This window comes from Nocardia mikamii NBRC 108933 (assembly GCF_001613505.1).
In the GTDB taxonomy this organism is placed as follows: domain Bacteria; phylum Actinomycetota; class Actinomycetes; order Mycobacteriales; family Mycobacteriaceae; genus Nocardia; species Nocardia mikamii.
The window spans coordinates 23121-42109 of record NZ_BDCM01000030.1; the positions used below are offsets into that span (position 1 = coordinate 23121).

Annotated in this window: 19 protein-coding genes and 1 pseudogene; 10 read left to right on the forward strand and 10 right to left on the reverse strand. The window is 65.6% G+C overall.

What is annotated here, in order from left to right; all coding sequences use genetic code 11:
* The first annotated feature begins 149 nt into the window (after nucleotides 1–149).
* Complete coding sequence (locus NMI01S_RS33205) at nucleotides 150–2330, forward strand: MMPL family transporter (RefSeq protein WP_245717135.1); 2181 nt, start codon at nucleotides 150–152, stop codon at nucleotides 2328–2330.
* Between the two features lie 107 nt (nucleotides 2331–2437).
* Here NMI01S_RS33205 and NMI01S_RS33210 read toward each other — a convergent pair whose 3' ends face one another.
* Nucleotides 2438–2992 carry an aromatic-ring hydroxylase C-terminal domain-containing protein gene (locus NMI01S_RS33210; RefSeq protein WP_063002705.1) on the reverse strand — a complete coding sequence of 185 codons (555 nt, stop codon included), beginning with the start codon at nucleotides 2990–2992 and terminating at the stop codon, nucleotides 2438–2440.
* Nucleotides 2974–3321, reverse strand: coding sequence for an FAD-dependent monooxygenase (locus tag NMI01S_RS36625; protein WP_439956330.1), 348 nt, complete (start codon nucleotides 3319–3321; stop codon nucleotides 2974–2976). The genes NMI01S_RS33210 and NMI01S_RS36625 overlap by 19 nt, the downstream gene beginning before the upstream one ends.
* Here NMI01S_RS36625 and NMI01S_RS36190 point away from each other — a divergent pair.
* From NMI01S_RS36190 to NMI01S_RS36200, 5 genes and pseudogenes are all read left to right on the forward strand, one after another.
* A complete protein-coding gene (locus NMI01S_RS36190) occupies nucleotides 3241–3954 on the forward strand; it encodes a cytochrome b/b6 domain-containing protein (RefSeq protein WP_084513475.1) in 714 nt (237 codons plus the stop codon). The genes NMI01S_RS36625 and NMI01S_RS36190 overlap by 81 nt on opposite strands.
* A gap of 294 nt (nucleotides 3955–4248) precedes the next feature.
* Nucleotides 4249–4782 carry a DUF3558 family protein gene (locus NMI01S_RS33220; protein WP_063002707.1) on the forward strand — a complete coding sequence of 178 codons (534 nt, stop codon included), beginning with the start codon at nucleotides 4249–4251 and terminating at the stop codon, nucleotides 4780–4782.
* 849 nt (nucleotides 4783–5631) lie between these two features.
* Nucleotides 5632–6632, forward strand: a pseudogene (locus NMI01S_RS33225) (AI-2E family transporter).
* A 10-nt stretch (nucleotides 6633–6642) separates the two neighbouring features.
* A complete protein-coding gene (locus tag NMI01S_RS36195) occupies nucleotides 6643–7131 on the forward strand; it encodes a PAS domain-containing protein (RefSeq protein WP_245717137.1) in 489 nt (162 codons plus the stop codon).
* Between the two features lie 46 nt (nucleotides 7132–7177).
* Nucleotides 7178–7381, forward strand: a complete 204-nt coding sequence (locus NMI01S_RS36200; RefSeq protein ID WP_245717138.1) for a hypothetical protein — start codon at nucleotides 7178–7180, stop codon at nucleotides 7379–7381.
* Between the two features lie 44 nt (nucleotides 7382–7425).
* Here the strand turns inward: NMI01S_RS36200 and NMI01S_RS33235 are convergent, their stop codons facing one another.
* Both NMI01S_RS33235 and NMI01S_RS33240 read right to left on the reverse strand, forming a co-directional pair.
* Nucleotides 7426–7665: a hypothetical protein gene (locus NMI01S_RS33235; RefSeq protein ID WP_063002708.1), complete on the reverse strand. Its 240-nt coding sequence runs from the start codon at nucleotides 7663–7665 to the stop codon at nucleotides 7426–7428.
* Between the two features lie 142 nt (nucleotides 7666–7807).
* Entirely contained in the window at nucleotides 7808–8020 is a 213-nt protein-coding gene (locus NMI01S_RS33240; RefSeq protein WP_063002709.1) for a DUF8691 family protein, read from the reverse strand.
* Between the two features lie 386 nt (nucleotides 8021–8406).
* On the opposite strand from NMI01S_RS33240, the gene NMI01S_RS33245 reads away from it, so the two are divergent.
* Nucleotides 8407–9336 (forward strand): phosphatase PAP2 family protein, encoded by a 930-nt coding sequence (locus NMI01S_RS33245; RefSeq protein ID WP_063002710.1) that lies wholly within the window; start codon nucleotides 8407–8409, stop codon nucleotides 9334–9336.
* Between the two features lie 3 nt (nucleotides 9337–9339).
* Nucleotides 9340–10011, forward strand: a complete 672-nt coding sequence (locus NMI01S_RS33250; RefSeq protein ID WP_063002711.1) for a response regulator transcription factor — start codon at nucleotides 9340–9342, stop codon at nucleotides 10009–10011.
* Nucleotides 10012–10068: 57 nt separating this feature from the next.
* Here the strand turns inward: NMI01S_RS33250 and NMI01S_RS33255 are convergent, their stop codons facing one another.
* The 3 genes from NMI01S_RS33255 to NMI01S_RS33265 all read right to left on the reverse strand — a co-directional run bounded on the left by NMI01S_RS33255 (nucleotide 10069) and on the right by NMI01S_RS33265 (nucleotide 12331).
* Nucleotides 10069–10953 carry a COG4705 family protein gene (locus NMI01S_RS33255; RefSeq protein ID WP_063002712.1) on the reverse strand — a complete coding sequence of 295 codons (885 nt, stop codon included), beginning with the start codon at nucleotides 10951–10953 and terminating at the stop codon, nucleotides 10069–10071.
* Between the two features lie 108 nt (nucleotides 10954–11061).
* Nucleotides 11062–11619: a GPP34 family phosphoprotein gene (locus NMI01S_RS33260; protein ID WP_063002713.1), complete on the reverse strand. Its 558-nt coding sequence runs from the start codon at nucleotides 11617–11619 to the stop codon at nucleotides 11062–11064.
* A 64-nt stretch (nucleotides 11620–11683) separates the two neighbouring features.
* A complete protein-coding gene (locus NMI01S_RS33265; RefSeq protein ID WP_063002714.1) occupies nucleotides 11684–12331 on the reverse strand; it encodes a DedA family protein in 648 nt (215 codons plus the stop codon).
* 210 nt (nucleotides 12332–12541) lie between these two features.
* Here NMI01S_RS33265 and NMI01S_RS33270 point away from each other — a divergent pair, with 210 nt between their 5' ends.
* Nucleotides 12542–13930: a sensor histidine kinase gene (locus tag NMI01S_RS33270; RefSeq protein ID WP_063002715.1), complete on the forward strand. Its 1389-nt coding sequence runs from the start codon at nucleotides 12542–12544 to the stop codon at nucleotides 13928–13930.
* A 36-nt stretch (nucleotides 13931–13966) separates the two neighbouring features.
* Here NMI01S_RS33270 and NMI01S_RS33275 read toward each other — a convergent pair whose 3' ends face one another.
* On the reverse strand, nucleotides 13967–14743 hold the full coding sequence (locus NMI01S_RS33275; protein ID WP_063002716.1) for an MspA family porin: 777 nt from the start codon (nucleotides 14741–14743) through the stop codon (nucleotides 13967–13969).
* Between the two features lie 960 nt (nucleotides 14744–15703).
* Here NMI01S_RS33275 and NMI01S_RS33280 point away from each other — a divergent pair.
* A complete protein-coding gene (locus NMI01S_RS33280; protein ID WP_063002717.1) occupies nucleotides 15704–15889 on the forward strand; it encodes a hypothetical protein in 186 nt (61 codons plus the stop codon).
* A gap of 43 nt (nucleotides 15890–15932) precedes the next feature.
* Here the strand turns inward: NMI01S_RS33280 and NMI01S_RS33285 are convergent, their stop codons facing one another.
* Both NMI01S_RS33285 and NMI01S_RS33290 read right to left on the reverse strand, forming a co-directional pair.
* Entirely contained in the window at nucleotides 15933–17801 is a 1869-nt protein-coding gene (locus NMI01S_RS33285) for a potassium transporter Kup (RefSeq protein ID WP_245717140.1), read from the reverse strand.
* Between the two features lie 245 nt (nucleotides 17802–18046).
* Nucleotides 18047–18976, reverse strand: a complete 930-nt coding sequence (locus NMI01S_RS33290) for a phosphatidylinositol mannoside acyltransferase (protein ID WP_063002718.1) — start codon at nucleotides 18974–18976, stop codon at nucleotides 18047–18049.
* Between the last annotated feature and the right edge of the window lie 13 nt (nucleotides 18977–18989).

The window sequence follows — 18989 nt, forward strand, 5'->3', positions numbered from 1 at the left end:
TCACATCGAATATGATGAATATATCAGATAAGGTTTTCGTACGACATCGTTCCGTCGACGGCGGTAGACGTATCAGCGAGAGGACCCGCATGTCTCGGTATTTGTTCGCTCTCGGGCAGGTGGTTGTTCGTCGCCGGTCATGGGTGTTGGTGATCTGGGTCGCATTACTCGCTGCTGTCATCACGTTCGCTCTCGGAGCGGGCGGCAAGACGAACGACAATTTCACCGTGCCGGGCACGGAGTCGCAGGACGCCGTGTCCGTGCTGCAGCAGAGGATGCCCGCGTACAGCGGCGCGCAGATGCAGGTGGTGTTCGCCACGCCGGGCGCGAAGAAGGTGACCGACGGGCAGGTCACCGACCGGATTGAGCAGGTGATGTCGGACCTGAAGAGACTTCCGCAGGTATCAACCGTCGTGGATCCCTTTCAGGCCCAGGCCGTCTCGCCGGACCAGCATGTCGCGCTGGGGAGTGTGCAATTCTCGGTGTCGGCCGGTGACGTCGACGAAACCACGCTCGATGCGGTGACACGCGTTGCGGAAACCGTGCGGCACGACGGTATCGAGGTGGAGTTCGCGGGTGCAGTGTATCCGGGCTCGGCGGCCGAAATTCCGCACAGCCCGGAAGGTCTCGGGATCGCTGCGGCCTTCGTGGTCCTGCTGATCACCTTCGGTGCGGTCGTCGCGGCGGGGCTGCCGATCATCACTGCATTGGTCGGCGTCGGAATCGGGCTCACCGGAATTCTCGGTGTCGCCGCCTTCGTCGACGTTCCCTCGGCCGCAACGTCGTTGGCGCTGATGTTGGGACTGTCGTGCGGGATCGACTACGCCCTGTTCATCCTGTCTCGGCACCGGCACCATGTTGTGCTGGGAATGACTGCGGCGGAATCGATTCCGCTGGCTATCGGCACCGCCGGCAGTTCCGTGGTGTTCGCTGCGGTCACAGTGATCATCGCACTGTGCGGGCTGACCGTTGCCGGTATTCCGTTCCTCACCGTCATGGGCCTCACCGCGGCGGGTGCGGTACTTGTCGCCATGCTGGTCGCGCTGACGCTCCTGCCGGCGTTGCTGGCCTACGCCGGCGGCTCGGTTGCGACATTCATCAAGCCGCCCTTGCAGCCCGGTAAGCCCGAAGAGGTGGCGCGTATAGCCTCCTACGAACCCGAACGTACCTGCGGGCACGCATGGGGTCGGTTCGTCACCCGATTCCGTATCCCGCTTCTCGTCCTCGGCGTCGCGGTGCTCGGCGTTCTGGCTATCCCGACCCTCCGGATGGATCTCGGGCTGCCGAATGGTGCCTCCCAACCCGAATCCAGCACCGCGCACAAGGCCTCCGAGCTGGTAAGTGGCTCGTTCGGAGACGGATTCAACGGGCCGCTACTGGTGGTGGCAGATCTGTCGGACGCCACAACGTCAGACGCCGCGCACACCCTGATGACCCGCATACAACAAGAACCGAACGTCGCGGCAGTCGAGCCTGCTGCCAGCGCAAACAAGCTGGTTCTGATCCAGGTTGTCCCCAAGACCGGCCCCGCGGACTCTGCTACCACCGACCTTGTGAATCGTCTGCGCGACGATCGCGCCGACATCGAAAGCGATACGGGTGCACGATATCTCGTCGGTGGCACGACTGCGGCAAATATCGACACCTCGGAGCGGTTGGGTGCGGCATTGCCGGTATTCCTCGTGGTCGTTGTGGGTTTGGCGCTGGCCCTGTTGACGATCGCATTCCGCACCGTCCTGGTGCCGGTGTCATCGGTGGCCGGTTTCATTCTGTCGGTCTTCGCGGCGCTCGGCGTGCAGGTCGCGGTCTTCCAATGGGGCTGGAGCGGAAGCCTGTTCGACGTCACGAAGGCACAAACGCTGAGCTTCCTGCCGATCATCACCCTGGCCATCATCTTCGGCCTCTCCAGTGATTACCAAATCTTTGTGGTGTCACGGATCAAGGAGGAGTACACCCGCACCGGCGACGCCGTCCGCTCCGTACAGAACGGTGTGGCGCACTCGGCGCGGGTCGTGACTGCTGCGGCGCTCATCATGTTCGCCGTCTTCGTCGCCTTCACGACCGTCGACAACCCCATCGTGAAGCCTCTGGCGTTCACTCTCGCCGTCGGGGTCCTCCTCGACGCTTTCGTCGTTCGGCTGACGCTGGTACCTGCGGTGATGGCGCTCGTCGGCGACCGGATGTGGTATCACCCGCACTGGTTCGGCCGCTACGTCCCCGACCTCGACATCGAGGGCGCGGAGATCGAACGTGAACATATCGTCGACATCGAACCTGTAGCAGGACAGACTGTTTCGTCGCATCGGGCGGAAGGGGGAAGGGAAATGTGAACGATTGCCGCATCGGCGATATCGCTGCGAAGCGTGCCGACGGAGATTGCCGGGGTGCGTCGCGCTCATCCGGCGGGTAGCCGTTTCGCCCCTCGTTACGACCGGTTTCAGTGCACGGAGACGGGTGCATGCGACTCGGTCGAATGTCCCCGCAGGCGACCGATCAGGGAGACCGGGTCCGTCGGCGCGGCATCGCCCTGCCAAACGACATGCTGGTCGGGACGTAGTAGCACTAGATCGCGCTCGTCGAGGGCGTGCGCGTGGTCGACGCGAACATCGACCACCTCGAAGGGGACACCCTGATCGGCGGCAGCTTCGGTCAGTCCCTCGACATCCCGATCGGCGAAGCGGAGCAGCGTGAAGCCGGAGCCGAACAGATCGAACAGAGCTCTCCCGTCCTGGAGGAAGACGCTTGGTGGACGCGTCCCGGGCCACGTGCCCGGCGTGTAGACATCCATCCGCTGGGCGGGACGTTGTCCGCCCGCTTCGTAGCAGATCACAGGTGATTTGTCGTACCGGTAACCGAGTTCGATTCCCAGCGCCTCATTTTCCAGGTTGCCGAGGTCGCAGATATGACGACCCAGGCGACGCCGAGTTCTGTCACCGAACCAGCGCTCACTGTGCATGTCGGTCCAGTCGCTGGTCATGATCGCGCCGCGCACAGCGAAGTGCCGGGCGGCGGCGGTCCGGTTGCGGAAGGCGATCGCGCGGCGTTCGGCGATGCGGCAGCATCGGTCGACCGGTGCCCCGGCGGCGACGAGGCTGTCTGCTTGGCGGGTCTGCCTGCGCCGGACGCCGCCAAGAGTTTTGGCGCTCCCCAGCCGTGGATCTGTGCGGCAAGCGTCCACCCGAGACCGACCGCGTCGCCGGCACCGGTGGTCATGCCATAGCCGCCCGTCGGCGGCACCTGATGGACGGCGTCACCGGCCAGCCGGACGCGGCCTCCGCCGAAGGAATCGGCGACGGTCAGCCTCCTCTCCTCGATGTCCACGCTGTACTGGAACGACGGATGCCACCCGGGCCGCGAGTGGGCACGATTCTCGGCGAAACAGTACGGAGCCGACTCGCGGCGGGGTGGACCTCCCTCGACGAGGAAGAAGAATGGAATCCGGTTATCGCACTCCCCGGGCGCAGCAACCTCGGATCGGGCCGGCACTGGCATTTCTTGACCGTGCAATTCTGGATACTCACCGGCGGCGTCTACGTACTGGCAGTATTCGCATCGGGATACTGGCGCTACCTGATCCCCACCGACTGGGCGATCTTCCCGCAGGCCGTCCGCGACATCGGCACCTACCTGCATTTCCAGCTGGCATTACAACTGCCGGGAGAACCGTTCGGCGCAGCGCAAAAGCTCGCCTACTGCGCCGTCGTGTTCGTGCTCGCACCACTTCAAATCGCCTCCGGCGCCGCAATGTCACCTGCGGTACTGGCTCGATTCCCTTGGTACGGAAAACTTTTCGGCGGCAAGCAGGGTGTACGCAGTGTACCTTTCCTTGGGCTGTGCGCCTTCGCCGGATTCGTCGTCGTGCAAGTGCTGATGGTGATCGTGCACGGCATCCCCAGCGACCGCCAACCGGATCCTTCGCATACCGGGCACCATGCCGCCGCCCCCCGAATATGACAAGTGCTGGGCAACAATCCATACGCTGTCCATCGGGTGATCCAGCGTTCTGGCCTGCGTCGGCGGGGTCGAGGGCCATGACGGCGAGATCGACGCATTTCAACGCGGCTTAGGTGCAGTGGGTCACCCCAGCACAAGACCCCCGTCGTGATGGGGCGCTGGCAAACACCTGATCGCTGGGACTGTAGGAAACGCGTAAAGAAACCCTGTGAGGGGCCGGCCCGCGGGCGCGGTTGTGCAGGATGTCCCCGAATGACCTGATCGGTCATCGGATCTGTTAGACCATGGGTGATTATGTCGAAACAGGAGCGCGGGATGCGGATGGTCCGGTTCGGTGTCGCTGCAACGGCCGCAGTGGTCTTGCTGACCGGCTGTTCGAGCCATACGCCGCAGGCAGAGGTGCGCCAAGCTGTGGACCCGAATTTTCTTGCCGGGTGCGGGCCGGTGGGGGAGCCTGCCATTGCGCAGGCTGTCAACAGATCGACGGCGACGAAGCAGTCCTCGCCGACCATCTGTGCCTGGGTCGCACCGGGTCCCGATATCGACACCGTCGATGTGACCTACGCCTGGCTTTCCAGTGACACACTAGCCCGCGAACTGCAGATCGCGCAGCGGTCCGGTTACCAGGTGGAGAAATTCGTGGTGAAACGCTTTGCCGGCTTCTACTGGCACGATTCCCGCGATCCCGGCAACTGCGGCGCCACTGCCGCTGATACCGGTACGGTCACCTGGTGGGTGCGAAACCACTCGCACACAACCCATCCCGACGATCCGTGCGCAGCAGCGATGACACTGATGCAGCGGACACTGTTGATCGACGGCACGTGAGCTATGCGATCCGCACAGGCGAGGATCGGCGCCGACTCCCCATCGGGGTCATTTCGCCTATTCGGTGATGGGTAGGGCAATCTTCACCTCCACCAAGATTCCTATGATGACCGACTGCACATCCGCACCCGGCTCGTCGCGAGCCAGTCGGGCGATCCCACGAATCGTGGACTGTGCATATCGACGTGCGGGCAGGCACCGTCCTCGTAGGTGAGCAGCGCGTGGCCCGCACCGAGTCCGAATGCGTACGACCTGGTGCACTGTCAGTGTCTCGGCTGGAACCTTTTACAGGCTCACAGAAAGCCGTGGGCTGCTGTCAGAGGCCTTCCCTGGGGCGCCCCTGAGTGGGGATGTAATGGTGATTGTCGTACACCAGCGGCCGACGGTGGAGGGTCGTGTGATCTGTCCCCCAACACTCGTGCACTGTTCTGTTTGACCTGCAGGTATCCAGGGTATAGCTCGCCGTGGTGGCTAGCACTGGAGCTGGAGGAACGGCTGTGCACGGGTTCACCGCGACAGCGTTGACAGGACTCCGCGTTTCGAAGCTTCGCCATGGTGCGCCCCGAGCACCTGCCGAGCGACGGCGAGGCCGGATTCGGGGGCGTTGCACCGAGCTGGCATGACTCGGTGTTTCGTAGACGGCAAAGGACGACAGTGACGGTGCACGACTCGAGCTCCCGCTCCAAACAGGATACGGCCCACAGCGATTGGGTCGGCCAGCCTCACCCACAGGACGAGCCGAACGTCATCGCCGAAGCGGAGGCCCAAGCGTCGGCGATCCGCAGCGAAAACCATCCGCTGGGCCGGATCGGTGCCCGCATCGACCGCCGATCCCCGTTCATGATGGGCATGCTGGCCTCCGCAGGGGTGTTGGTCACTGTCGCTGCCGCGGAGACGATCCTGGCCGTGCGCCAGGAACTTCTTCTGGTGCTGGCGTCCCTGGTGTTGGCGATCGGGATGGAACCGGCGGTGTCGTGGCTGGTGAAACACCGGTTCCGGCGAGGCTTGGCCGTCGCGACGGTGGGCTTGGCGGTCGCAGCCGCGGTCGCCGGGTTCCTCGCTGCCGCCATCCCCGCACTCATCGACCAGGGGCGCGCGTTGGCCGACAACGCGCCAGCACGTGTGCGCAGCCTGGAAAGCAAATATCCTCAGCTGCGCTCTGTGGGCGAGCGATTTCATCTTGATGAGAAACTGCAGCAAGGCATCGGCGGCAACGGCGGCGCGGACTTGGCGCAGGGAGTTTTGGGCGCCGGGAAGATTGTCTTCGGTGCTGTCACTGCGACGGTAATCGTCGCGGTGCTGGTGGTGTATTTCTCGGCGAACTTCCCGCTGTTACGCGCCAACCTCTACCGGCTCTTCCCCCAACAGCGGCGCCCCGCGCCATTTTGATCGGCGACGCTATCTTCACGAAAGTCGGCGGTTACGTCCTGGGTAACCTGGTCATCTCGGTCATCACAGCCGTGCTCACCTTCATCTGGCTGTCCATCTTCGACGTCCCCTACCCGGTGCTGCTGGCCGTGCTGGTTGCCATTCTCGACCTCATCCCTCTGATTGGATCCACCCTCGCCGGAGTCATCATCACCGCAGTCGCGCTGACAGTGTCTTTGCCGGTTGCGAGCGCCACGCTCGGGTTCTTCCTGGCACTGCGACTGGTGGAGGACTACCTGCTTGTCCCCCACATCATGGGACGCACCGTGGAGGTCCCCGGTGTGGTGACGGTCGTGGCCGTGGTGATCGGCGGCGCCCTGCTGGGAGTGCTCGGCGCTTTACTGGCGATCCCCGTGGCGGCCGCCGTTCTGCTGCTCGTACGCGAAATACTGTTCCCGCGCCTCGACAAGACCGTCCCTTAAGAGGCCTGCGGTGGCTGTGGACAACGCTGTTTCCATCGGGGACGCCCGGCCGGTGAGGGCCGGAGCGTCGGCAAGATTTGCTTGTGCATGGACAGGGTCTCGACAGCGACGACACAGCGGCGCAGTCGGTACTGCGGTGGAGTCGTTCCGGTTCTGGTTCGCCACGCGGCATTGGGAGTGGTCGGAAGAGATGTATCGGATGCACGGCTACAGCCCGGGGGCGGTGGAGCCGACGACCGAGCTGCTGGACTCGCATCGGCATCCCGATGACCATGATGATCTCGTCGCCCGGATCGTGCGGGCCGGCGATGTCGGGCAGTCGTTTTCCAGTCGGCACCGCGTGCTCGACACCGCCGGTGTGGTTCACTCGGTGATGTTGGTCGCCGGCCGCATCTATGACGACAGCCGGGCGGTGGTCGGGACCGCGGGTTTGTACGTCGATCTGACCGATACTCTCGCCAAGAACGAACGCGACACCTTTGGCGGCGCTGTTGCCTGATGGGCTCGAGCATCGTGCGGTGGTCGAGCAAGCGAAAGGTGTGTTGATGCGCATGTATCGCACCGACGCGGCGCAGGTGTTCAAGGTGCTGGCGTCGCGGTCGCAGGAAACCAACACCAAGATCTGGTATCTGGCTACCCGGCTCGTCACCGAACTGCCCACCCTGCCGGAAACGCACACGCAGACGTTCACTCAGTTCGATCATCTGCTGCTGACCGTCCACACCCGCGTCCGCTGCGATCCACATTGAACCAAGAACACACCACCCACAGCGGCCGGCCGTGGTGGCTGGGTTTAGAGGGTGGCGGTGGGGTGGTGCAGGTCGGGGTAGACGGTTTCGGTATAGGTGCCGTTGAGGCGGCTGCGGCAGGTAACCAAGTAGGCCACGACCCGGCCGCGATGGTGCCGGTCGTGGATGAGGGCGGCGACGGTGCCGGTGAGCCGAATCGCGTCGGGGGCCAGCGGTGTGGCGGGGCGGCCGTGGCGATCGGCCCACCACTCGATCACATCGCCGAGCGCGAACACATTCCCCATAGAGCGACTATTCCACTCCTCCGGCTGCGGTGACGAGGGCGTTCAACGATCAATCTATTCGACTCGCGGACCTGCTCACGATTGCCTCCGTCCCCTCGCGATGACGCTACGGGAAATCCCGCACGGCTAGCCTTATCCGGTGTCAGTCGGGAAGTTGGCGTAGCCCGTGCAATTTCAGGCACATGTCATCCATGAGCCCCAGGATCGTGCGCAGTGCCGCTCGGCCGGAGACCGGGCCGACCAAATGAGTGAGCTCGGGATGTTCGGCCACGGTGGCCCGCAGTTGGGGGAAAGCGGCACACGCGCGCTCCGACAGCGCACCGTCAATGACGAACTCGTATCTGTGGGCTTCCATCGTGCTGCACCTCCGTTCCAGCCGCATCGTGCACATACAACTCTGGGAAAATGGTGCTGTGGGGGCCTCACCTGAAGCGGGTGAACCTCACGCTGCGGACGTTCGTGGCGGTGCGTCGCGGCGGCCGAAGTTTTGGTGTGGCTCGCCCACGCGTTGGTGCCTATTTCGCCTCGGTTCCAGGAGGAGGCGAGAGCCGAGCCGCTGCACTGTGGCCGACAGCTGCCGGTGCGAGTGGGAGCTCGGCGCCGTACGCGTCATTTCTTCGGGCAGAGCCCGGACTGCGTCGGGAGGCTCAGCCGCGCGGCGGGCGGGCGCCGAGACAGCCGGTGCGGGTAGGTTGTGTGGCGCTCAGCGTTTCCACAGCAATGTTTCGTGACACTGGGCGTGTGTCTGCGATTGTCGATGTCCTGCGTGGGTTGGTGGATGAGGTCCGCACCGAATCATCGAGCGCGGAAGTCGGGGTGGGTGCGGCCGCTGTCGCAACGGCGGTCCTCGTCGTGTCGGTCCTCCTCGGCCGGGGTGGCGATTCGTCGGTCTGGGGGAGCCGGGTCGGGTGGTCTGCGTTGCGGGCGGCGGTGGTTGCGGCGTTGTTCGTGGTAATGGGGGTGCAGGTCGCGGCTTCTGGATGGTTAACCGGTGCCGATACGGCGACGTTGCAGTGGTTCGTCGACCACCGCGACGGCACCGCTACCGCACTTGCGCGCGTGATCACCGATCTCGGCAGTCCAGTCGGTGTGGCCGCTGTGGCGGTGGTTGTTTCCGGGGTATCAGCCTGGCGCAGCCGAAGTGCTGTTCCGGCTGTATTCGTCGTCGGCGCAGTCGGTTTCGCTGCCGTGGTGAGCACGGTGACGAAGGATGTGGTCGGTCGTGCCCGGCCGCCGGCTGTGCTGCATTTGATGGCCGAATCGGATTTCTCGTTCCCTTCGGGGCACACCACGGGCACCACGGTGTTGGTCGGTGCCGTGCTGGTCTTGTATGTGCTGGCCCGGCCCAGGCGTGCGCGCACGGCGCTGGCGAGTGTCTCGGCCGCGGTGATCGTGGCGGTGGTCGCGGCCACACGGTTGTATCTGGGAGTTCATTGGCTCACCGACGTGGTCGGGGGCGCGGTCCTCGGGACGGCTGTCACACTGGCGGCGACGACAGTGCTGCTCTGGTTGTCTCCCACCACTGCAGGTGGGCGGTGCCGGCGGTCTGGACAGGACACAGGGCCCATCGCTTCGCCGGATCGGCGACGCGACGGTGTCCCTGGTGTGCGAAATGGCGTTCAGGGTGAGCTGGCTGTGTCCGGCAGCGCAGGGGCCGAGGAAGGGAGCTGATTCGTGCGTGTTCTCGTGGTCGACGACGAGATATCGCTGGCCGAGACCTTGCGTCGGAGATTGCGGGCGGAGGGGTTCGTGGTGGCAGTCGCCCATGACGGTGTGGAGGGCCTCGATCTCGCCGTGAACGGGGGGTTCGATGTGGTTGTGCTCGACATTATGCTGCCGGGGCTCAACGGCTACGAGGTCGTGCGTGAACTGCGGAAACGGCGTATCTGGACGCCGGTGTTGATGTTGTCGGCCAAAGACGGCGACTACGACATGGTCGATGCCTTCGATCTGGGGGCCGACGACTATCTGACCAAACCGTTCTCCCCTATCGTGTTGACCGCTCGTCTGCGCGCGCTGCACCGCCGGGGCAGCACCGAGCGGCCGTCGGTGATCACCGTCAGTGATCTGTCGCTGGATCCCGGCCGTCATCGCGTGCATCGTGGGGAGCAGCACATCGAGCTCACCCCACGCGAATTCGCGGTCCTCGAATACCTGATGCGCCATCCCGGTCATGTCGTCAGCAAGAGCGACATCTTGCGTGCGGTGTGGGACACCAACTATGACGGTGACGCCAACGTGGTCGAGATCTACATCGGGTACCTCCGCCGCAAGATCGACACACCGTTCGGCCGCAGCAGCATCGAAACTGTTCGCGGTGTCGGCTACCGGCTTCGGGAAGAGTAGCCCGGGCCGGGGCGGGTCTCGAGCCCGTCGTACCGACCCTGACCATCTGGAACGCGATCATCTGTGAGGGTGCGTTGTGGGCTCGGCGGCCGGCTCCGGCTCCCGTGCGGGGGCCTGTTCGCGGTCTGCGGTCAGGACCGGTTCGAATTCGTTGGCGGACCGGTCGCGGTGTTGCTGCCAGTGGGTGAAGGCGATACCGAGAACCAGGATCGCGAGCAGGACCGCGGAGGTGCCGTAGGTGCCCAGGCCCAGCCCGCCGGCGCTGCGTGGTTTGGACAGCAGGTCGCCGCCGGTGGCGCCGAGGGGGCGGGTGAGGATGAACGCGATCCAGAACAGCAGCGGGCCAGGAATTTTCGTGAAGTAGTGCGCGGCCAGGATGGCGGCCATGATGGCGCCGATCAGCAGGGCGCTTCCCCAGTAGCCCAGTCCGGAGCTGTCGGATAGGAAATCGCCGGTCGACGTGCCGAGGGTGTTCGACAGCAGGATCGCGGCCCAATACAGCAGTTCACCGCGGAAGGTGGTGATGTTGGTGACGTCGTAGGTTTGGCCGCTGAATTTCCAGATGATGAACACGATCGCCAGTCCGGCGATGAGGATGGCCGCGCCGGCGCCGTAGCCGAGCCCGCCGTCGGTGGAGGTGCCGTGGCCCGGCCCGCGGTTGATCAGATCCGACATCGTGGTGCCCGCGGTGCTGGTGGCGGCGATCACGGTCCAATACAGGGCGGGATGGAAGCGGCGGGCCCGCAACTGCGCGAGCAGACTGACGACGAAGATCGCCAGGAACACCACCGTGGCAGCGACGTAGCCGAGTTTCAAGGTTTGCGAGATCATGTCGCCGCCGGTCTCGCCCAGGGTGGTCGCGGCGATCTTGAGGACCCAGAACATGACGGTGATCTGCGGCAGTTTGTAGTGGGTGAACGCGTTGTCGGTCTGCGCTGTCATGGAGGTGGCGTTTCCTTCATCGTGGCGGGCATCCGGGGCGCACAGTCTGCACGGCCCTGCTGAGAAGACGTTGTAAAGATGGCACGGCGGGTGGAGGTCGTGTGCGAATCAGAGTGATCGGGTGGGCAACAACGGTCGAGCTCCGAAGCTCAAGGAGTCAGCGAGTGTCTGGCGTTCGATATGAGTCAGCGATTCGGCGAGGTGAGTGCAGTCGTGGTGCTGGGCGATGAATTGCTGTGCCCAGTAGATGGTTTCACGGTTGCGCCATCGCGGGCATTGGATGGCCAAGGCGCCCGCGGTGTGCAGGATCGCGATCAACGCGCGCGTGGCCTCGTCGGCGGGCTGGGCGTCGAACAGCGCGCGTTGCAGTGAACAGCGCAGCGCCTGCTTGCCGAGCAGATCGGCGGTGGGCCATGTCGTGCGCCAGATCACGCCGCCGAACCGGATCCGGTCGCGGCGCACCCGGCCGGCGGCGTGCAGTGCGTCCAGCGACCGCCGGCGAAGCCGCCGCGGTGGCACCGTCGGCCGGTAGTTCGCTGAGCCATGGGCGTTGTCGGCGAAGGCAGCGACGGCCAAGGCGCGGCTGGCGGTATGCCTGTCGACCAGTAATCGACCGGTGTCGTCGTCGAGCAGCAGCCACATCAAATCGTGCGAAACCGAGGTCATGGCCACCACTGTGACCCGCAGCGGCTGTGGAATCGCTGAGAGGCCGTGGCGCGCCGGTGATCTCTCATCGGGCGGTTCTTTCCGGCCGCGCGTCGACGGCGCCGACCGAACCGGCTTGCCGGCGTGAACGGCGTCGCAGATACAGCATGGCCGCAGTCACGATCGAGGCACCGGCGACCGACGCGACGGCGTAGCTCGGGCCGCGCAGGAGATCTTCGACGTGGTGCCAGTTTGCGCCCGCGAAGTAGCCGGCGATCGCGAGGGCTGCGGTCCACGGCAGGCAGCCGGCCACGGTGTAGATCCCGAACCGCATCGCGGGCATCTCTGCGATCCCGGCGGGCAGCGAGATGAACGTGCGAATTCCGGGTAGCAGCCGGGCCCAGAACACGGCCGCGCGGCCGTGCCGGTCGAACCAATCCTGCGCCCGTTGAACTTCTTCGGTGCGCAGCAGTACGTAGCGTCCCCACCGATGCAGGGCAGGACGGCCACCCCAACGGCCCGCCAGCCAGGCCAGATAGCTTCCCGCGACATTGCCGAGCGTGCCGGCCACGATCACGGCCACCACATTGAGGTGCGCACCGCCGGCCGCGCCGGCTTCCAGCGCGCCGCCGAGCAGCATCGTCAGTTCCGAAGGGATCGGAATGCACGCCGATTCGGCCACCATCAGCACCACGATGGCGACGAGTCCGTAGGTGAGGATCAGATGTTGCATTCGAACAGGGGGCTTTCTGCAGGCACAAGTCGGTCGGGGCACGCCAGCGCGGACGAACCCGGCCCGGCGCGATGGGCCGACACCGGATGCGGTGTCGACGCCAGAGTGCCAGCGATCGGCTGTGATCACGCTGAGAGCGAGGCGCGAGAACCTGGATCGATCACCCACAATTGCGGAGGTCAGGGTGTCACCAAGACGGACGGAGTCGGTATGCGGCGGCCACGGTGGGTCAGCGAGTGCGTCGAGGCGTTGTGGCCGCCGGCGCGGTGGGGTTTGCGGCTGCGCTCGGCGTTGGTCGCCGCCGCGGTCATCACCGTGGTGCTCGGGTTCGGTGCCGGGATCATGTTGTGGCTGCTGTATCGATCGCTGATCGGCGCCGTCGACACCGCAGCCACCGCCCGGCTCGACGACATCGCCGCGCAACTCCGCATCACCGCACCCGCCGCGTTGAATCCGGCGTTGCTCGCGCCCAGCGGTTACGTCGAGATCGTCGAAATCACCGACTCGGCGGGGCGAGTGCTTCGATCCTCCGCCCGCGGCGGCGACTATCCGGCCCTCGTGCCGAACGCGCGGACCGTGGTCGGTCAGTCGGTCGGTGGTGATTCGGATCTACGACTGTCCGCCCGCCGCGTCGACTCACCGGGCGGGCCGGTCACGGTGGCGGTGGCGGCCGATATCGAACCGGTGGAAGACACCCTGGCAGAGGTGGCGATCGCGCTGGCCGTCGGTGCCCCGGTCGTGGTAGTGGCCACTGCGGGAGCAACCTATGCACTGGTCGGCCGTTCGCTGCGGTCGGTGGATGCGATCCGGTCCCGGGTCGCGGGGATCGGCAGCACCGACCTGTCCGAACGGGTGCCGGTGCCACCGGCGCGTGACGAGGTCGCCCAGTTAGCCGTCACCATGAACGAAATGCTCGGCCGCATCGAGGCCGGCCACCTCGCCCAGCGCCGCTTCCTCTCCGATGCCTCCCACGAGCTGCGCAGCCCTCTGACCACCGTCCTCGGCGGCCTCGAACTGGCCCGCGACCATCCCGCGGCGTTCGACACCGAGCTCGCCGCCGAGACCCTCCTCCCCGAGGCCGAACGCATGCGCTACCTCATCGACGACCTACTCACCCTCGCCGCCGCCGACGAAAACGGTCTCACCGTCCACGCCACCGATGTCGACCTCGACGATGTCGCAGCCATCGCACTCGACGCTGTCGGGGGCCGTGACCACGTGACGATAACCAAGAATCTGCGTCCGGTGAGGATCCGCGGTGACGCCCGCTCACTGACCCGGGTCGCACGAAATCTTCTCGGCAACGCGCTCATTCACACCCACTCGATCGTCGAAATCCATACATCCCGGACCCCGCCACGCGCGGAGCTGATCATCGACGACGACGGACCGGGCATCCCGGTCGCCGAACGTGAACGTGTCTTCCAGCGATTCGTCCGCCTGCAGGACGACCGCGGCCGCGACAGTGGCGGCACCGGCCTCGGGCTGGCGATCGTCGCCGAAATCGTTGCTGCCCACCACGGCACAGTCACCATCGGTGACTCACCCTACGGCGGGACGCGCGTCGTCGTCGGCCTGCCCTTGGCCCTCGAGGACTGATCGCGCGCACCAATGGCTATAGCCCGTTGGGGCAGTTCAGAAGGTGAACTGGGTGCCGTATGCGGTGGTCTGGGCCAATCCGTGGGAGGTGGACATCGATGCGGTGACGAACGGGACCGCCGACACCGGTGAGGCGCACTGGGAGATGTTGAGTGCGGCGTTGTTGAATGTGATGTGGTAGGGGAAGGCGGCTTTGCCGTCCAGAGTGGCCGTCGCCGTGCTCACGGTGGTCACTTGTCCGGGTGCCAAGGTGCCCGACAGGCTCTCCGACAGGCCCAGCGACCCACCGAAACTGGGGCCCAGGCTGACGCTTGGCGGGCTGACCGACACGCTCGGCTGGGTGAGTGTGAGACTCGGCGGGCTGGGGGCGCCGGCCGCAGTGGGCGTGGGAGAGGTTGCGGCGCTGGGCGCGGCGACGCTGGCGCTCGGCGGGCTCGCCGACGGAGAAATGCTGAGGTTCAGTCCTTGGTTCGGTGAGATGCCGACGCCGACACCCCCGGCCACGTTGATGCCGCAGCCGAGGAGAAACCCCGCCACGGCTTGACCGGATGCGATCGAGCCGCCGTCGACCGAGACCGAATAATCGCCGGATACCTGCACCGCGTGCGAGAAGGTCATCAGGTAGTTGGGAGTCCGGTCACCCGGCGGATTCACCCCGATATGGTCGACCGAGGCCGTCAGGTGGATTCCTCCATCGGAGAGGTCGCCTCCAGGTTGCTGGGCGTGGCCGAGTTCAGCGCGGCCGGACCACAACACCAGCGCGGCTACACTTGCCGCGACCGCTGCGGTCGCGACGAGCAGGGGTAGTCGCATACCGAGATCCTGTTCTCGATGACGTGCACCGCGTGCGATATCCGGCAGCAGATCCGAAAGCAGTTGTCCGCCGACGAGCTTAACGGTGAGGGTGGTGCCGCGCAGGGTTGCTGGAGCGCGCGTGTCGATGCTGAGTTGGTGGCCGATGACAGTTGCTGAGCCGGCCCGGGGTCGGTCGCCGGGCCCACTTCCGGGTCGCCGATGGGGTCGACTTGATCGCTCTCATCACTTTCGGTGGCGTCGCAATCGTGGTGAGGGGGACTGGTGAACCTACTGACCAGGCAGGGACTGCGGGCAGCCTGCAGCGTCGCGGCCCGCGTCGTTTGGTGCGCCGACGCTCTTGTCCATCGGGTCGATCTGTCGTCGTGTGTCGACAGCATTCGTTGTGCGTTCTGCTTGATCTCCGTGACGGTGCTCAGTTCGACACCCGCCGCCTGCTCACTCGAAGCGGCAAGCGGCACGTAGTCACCGCCCGAATCCGGTCAGGGCGCGATCGACGTCGTAATAGGCCCTGGACGAGTGCTGCTGTTCCGGACCGACCGAACGCCTCGCAGGGGTGACCTACTCGTGACTTCCTGGTCGACTGGCGGACTGTTATCCAGCGCAGCCTGCGGAGTGAGTTCGACTGCGCAGCTTCCTAACTCGCACACCGCGCGAGGTCGCCGACTGGAGCGGATGCTCGATCCCGCAGAGAATCCGGCATCAACTCGTCCGCCGACGCCATCCAATGACGCTGCCCTGCGGCTCGCTACGAGCGGTGCACATTGTCGCTGATGTCGTTCTCACCTTTCGGGTTGTGCTGTAAAAATGTGGGGCGCATGTTCTTTCGTTCCGTCAAGCGGTGCTTTGCCGCGGCGAGGTCGGAGAGTGCGTGTTGGTCGGTTGGGCATGTCGGCTCGCCAGGTCGGGGCACCGTAGACGCGGGCACCGGTGTTCGCGCCGCACGGATCTGGAGAACGCGTGTTCACGATGGAAGTCGCCACCAAGGACGTGATCGGACTCGTCGAGTCCACCGGCTGCGCCCGAGCCTGCGATTTCGATGTTGCCCGCATCGTGGTGACCCTGCAGGCCTTGGTCGGGGATTGGGACTTCGACGCTATCGACCGTGCCACGTTCTGGGCAGTGGTCGCCACCAATATCAGGTGATTCCGGCGATGCTTGTGCGAGGTGGATATCGCGGGGTCGTGGTCTATACCTCGATTTGGGATCCCATGATGATGGTGCGGTCGCGGGGGAGGCCGAAATAGTCGGCTGCGTCGGCGGTGATGTAGGAAGTGGCGATGAACAGGCGTTTGCGCCACGGAGCGATGGTGGGGGCGGTGCCGCGGCGGAGTTCGATCGTGGACAGGAAGTAGGTGGCGTTGTCGAGATCGAGGGGGCCTTCGGTGTCTCGTTCGTCGACGAGTGCGAGAGCCCGTGGTACGTCCGGGGTTTCCATATAGCCGTAGCGGGCGGTGACGTGGGTGATGCCGTCGTCGGGCGGTCCCAGCGGGTCGGTCGCGATCCGCTCGTCGTCGCAGATGCGTGGCACCGGCTCGGTCTCGATCGACAGAATCACGATGTGGCTGTGACGAACGTGGTTGCGTTCGACGTTGGCGCGCAACGCGAGCGGCGCGGTGTCCTTACCGCGGTTGAGGAAGACTGCGGTGCCGGTGACTCGTGTTGTGGGGGGAGTGCCTTCGGTGAGTTCGTCGACGAATCGTCGCAGCGATCCTTCCCGCCGGAGGCGTTCGGCGGTCACGATACGACGTCCGTGCTGCCAGGTCGTCATCACGGTGAACGCGGTCAGCGCGATCAGCAGCGGCAGCCATGCGCCGTGCGCGAACTTGGTGAGATTGGCTGCCACGAACAGGATATCGACGGACAGCAAGGGCAGGGCCGCGGCGGCGAGAATCCAGCGGGGGATGTGCCAGCGGGCGCGCGCGACATAGAAGAACAGCAGAGTGGTGATGGTGATGGTGCCGGTGACGGCCATGCCGAAGGCGAAGGCCAAGGCGGTGGAGCTGCGGAAGGCGAAGACGAGGGTGAGCACCGAGACCATCAACAGCCAGTTGATCCAGGGAACGTAGATCTGGCCGATCGTGGATTCGGACGTGTGGGCGATGCGCAGCCGAGGTAGGTATCCCAATTGGGCGGCTTGGGATGCGACGGAGTAGGCCCCGGTGATCACGGCCTGCGATGCGATCACCGTAGCGGCGGTGGCCAGCAGAACCAGCGGCAGTCGTGCCCAGCCGGGTGCGAGCAGAAAGAAAGGGCTGCTGATGTTTTCGGCATGTTCGAGAATCAGTGCGCCCTGTCCGAGGTAGCTGAGCGTGCAGGCGGGAAACACCAGGATCATCCAGGCGCGGGTGATGGAGCGCCGCCCGAAATGGCCCATGTCGGCGTAGAGCGCTTCGGCGCCGGTGACCGCGAGCACGATCGCGGCGAGTGCGAAGAACGCGGTGCCGAAATGCCCGGCCAGAAATCCCAGCGCATATGTGGGTGACAGTGCTTGCAGGATGCGCGGTTCGCGCGCGATGCCACCGATCCCGCAGGCACCGATCGTGACGAACCAGACGATCATGATCGGGCCGAACAGTCGCCCGACTACCGTGGTGCCACGACGCTGAACCAGGAACAGCGCCACGATGATCACCACCGTCGCCGGGATGACCAAGTCCTTCAATGCCGGTTCGACAACCTTGATGCCCTCGACCGACGACAGCACCGAGATCGCGGGCGTGATCATGCTGTCGCCGAAAAATAGTGAGGCGCCGAAGATTCCGAGCGCGGCCAGACCGACGGCCGTTTTCCGTCCGTGTGGTGAGCTCCACCGGCGCAGCAGAGTGATCAGCGCCATGATCCCGCCCTCGCCGTCGTTGTCCGCGCGCATCGCCAGCAGCACGTAGGTGACGGTGACGATGATCATCACCGACCAGAACACCACCGACACGATGCCGAAGATGTTGTCGGTGTTCACCGGTACCGGGTGCGGATCGCCCGGGTCGAAGACCGTCTGCAGTGTGTAGATCGGGCTTGTTCCGATGTCGCCGAAGACAACTCCCAGGGCGCCGATCATGACACTCCACCGCGCCGTATCGCGGCCGCTGGGGTGAGGGCCCTCCTCTACTTCGAATGCCGGTCCGCCGCCGATGGTGCCTTTCGCGCCTGCCATCCTGCTCCTCTACACCGCGAGCCGTCCCGCGTCGGACCATACAGCGCATCGCGGCTGTCGCGGATCATGTGTGCGGCAGCGCCGCGGGGCGCGACCGGATCGCGACGCGGACACGAAAGCGCCTCGGCGCCTTGTCCGTCGCGGTGGCGTCACGGATCGGGCGGGCTCGCCGGATCAGGGAGCGGCGCGCTACGGGCCCGCTCACGCGGGAGCCGGTCGGCGTCCCACACCGGTTGCAGCATGTGCCAGTCGGCGGGATGGGCGGCGATCGCCGCGGCGAATCGGTCGCCCAATGCCTGCGTGGTAGGCCGCAGGCCGCCGGAGGTGTCGATCGGTGCGCCGACATCGAAGCCCCAGCCGTCGGGAGTGAACCAGCAATGCACCGGTAGCAGCGGGGCGCCGGTGTCGATCGCCAGCCGAGCCGGACCGACCGGCATATGTGCTGGTTCGCCGAAGAACGTGACCGGCACTCCCGTGCCGGACAGGTCGCGTTCACCGAGTAGCCCGATCATGCGTCCCTGCCGTAGCCGGGTGGTCAGATGCTGGAAGGGTGGGGTAGCGCCGCCGCGGAGGGGGACGATCTCGAAACCGAGGCGCTCACGAAACCGGACGAAGCGCCGGTACAGCGATTCCGGTTTCAGTCGCTCGGCGACAACCGTCGGCGAACCGATCCGCTGGACCAGCCAGACGCCGGCCACCTCCCAGTTGCCGCTGTGCGGTAGCGCCAGCACCGCCCCCCGTCCGCGCTCGGCCGCCTCGTGGATATGTTCGAGCCCGGTGGCGACGGAGTCGATGCGCTCGGCCAGCAGCACCGGATCCATCGATGGCAGCCGGAACGCTTCGCACCAGTAGCGCGCGTAGGAGCGCAGGCTCGCGCGCACGAGTTCGTCGGGCACCTGCGCCGGAGTAGTGGCCAGCACCCTGGCCAGGTTGCGCCGCAACTGAATCGGTCCACCGTCGTGTGCGGCGCGGTCGGCGACGGCCTCGAACGATCGCATCGCCCACCGTTCCGGCACGGCCCGCACCAGTTGCCAGCCTGCCGCGTATCCGAGATCCCACGCACGCTCGGTCAGGGGCACCAGCCACCACCAC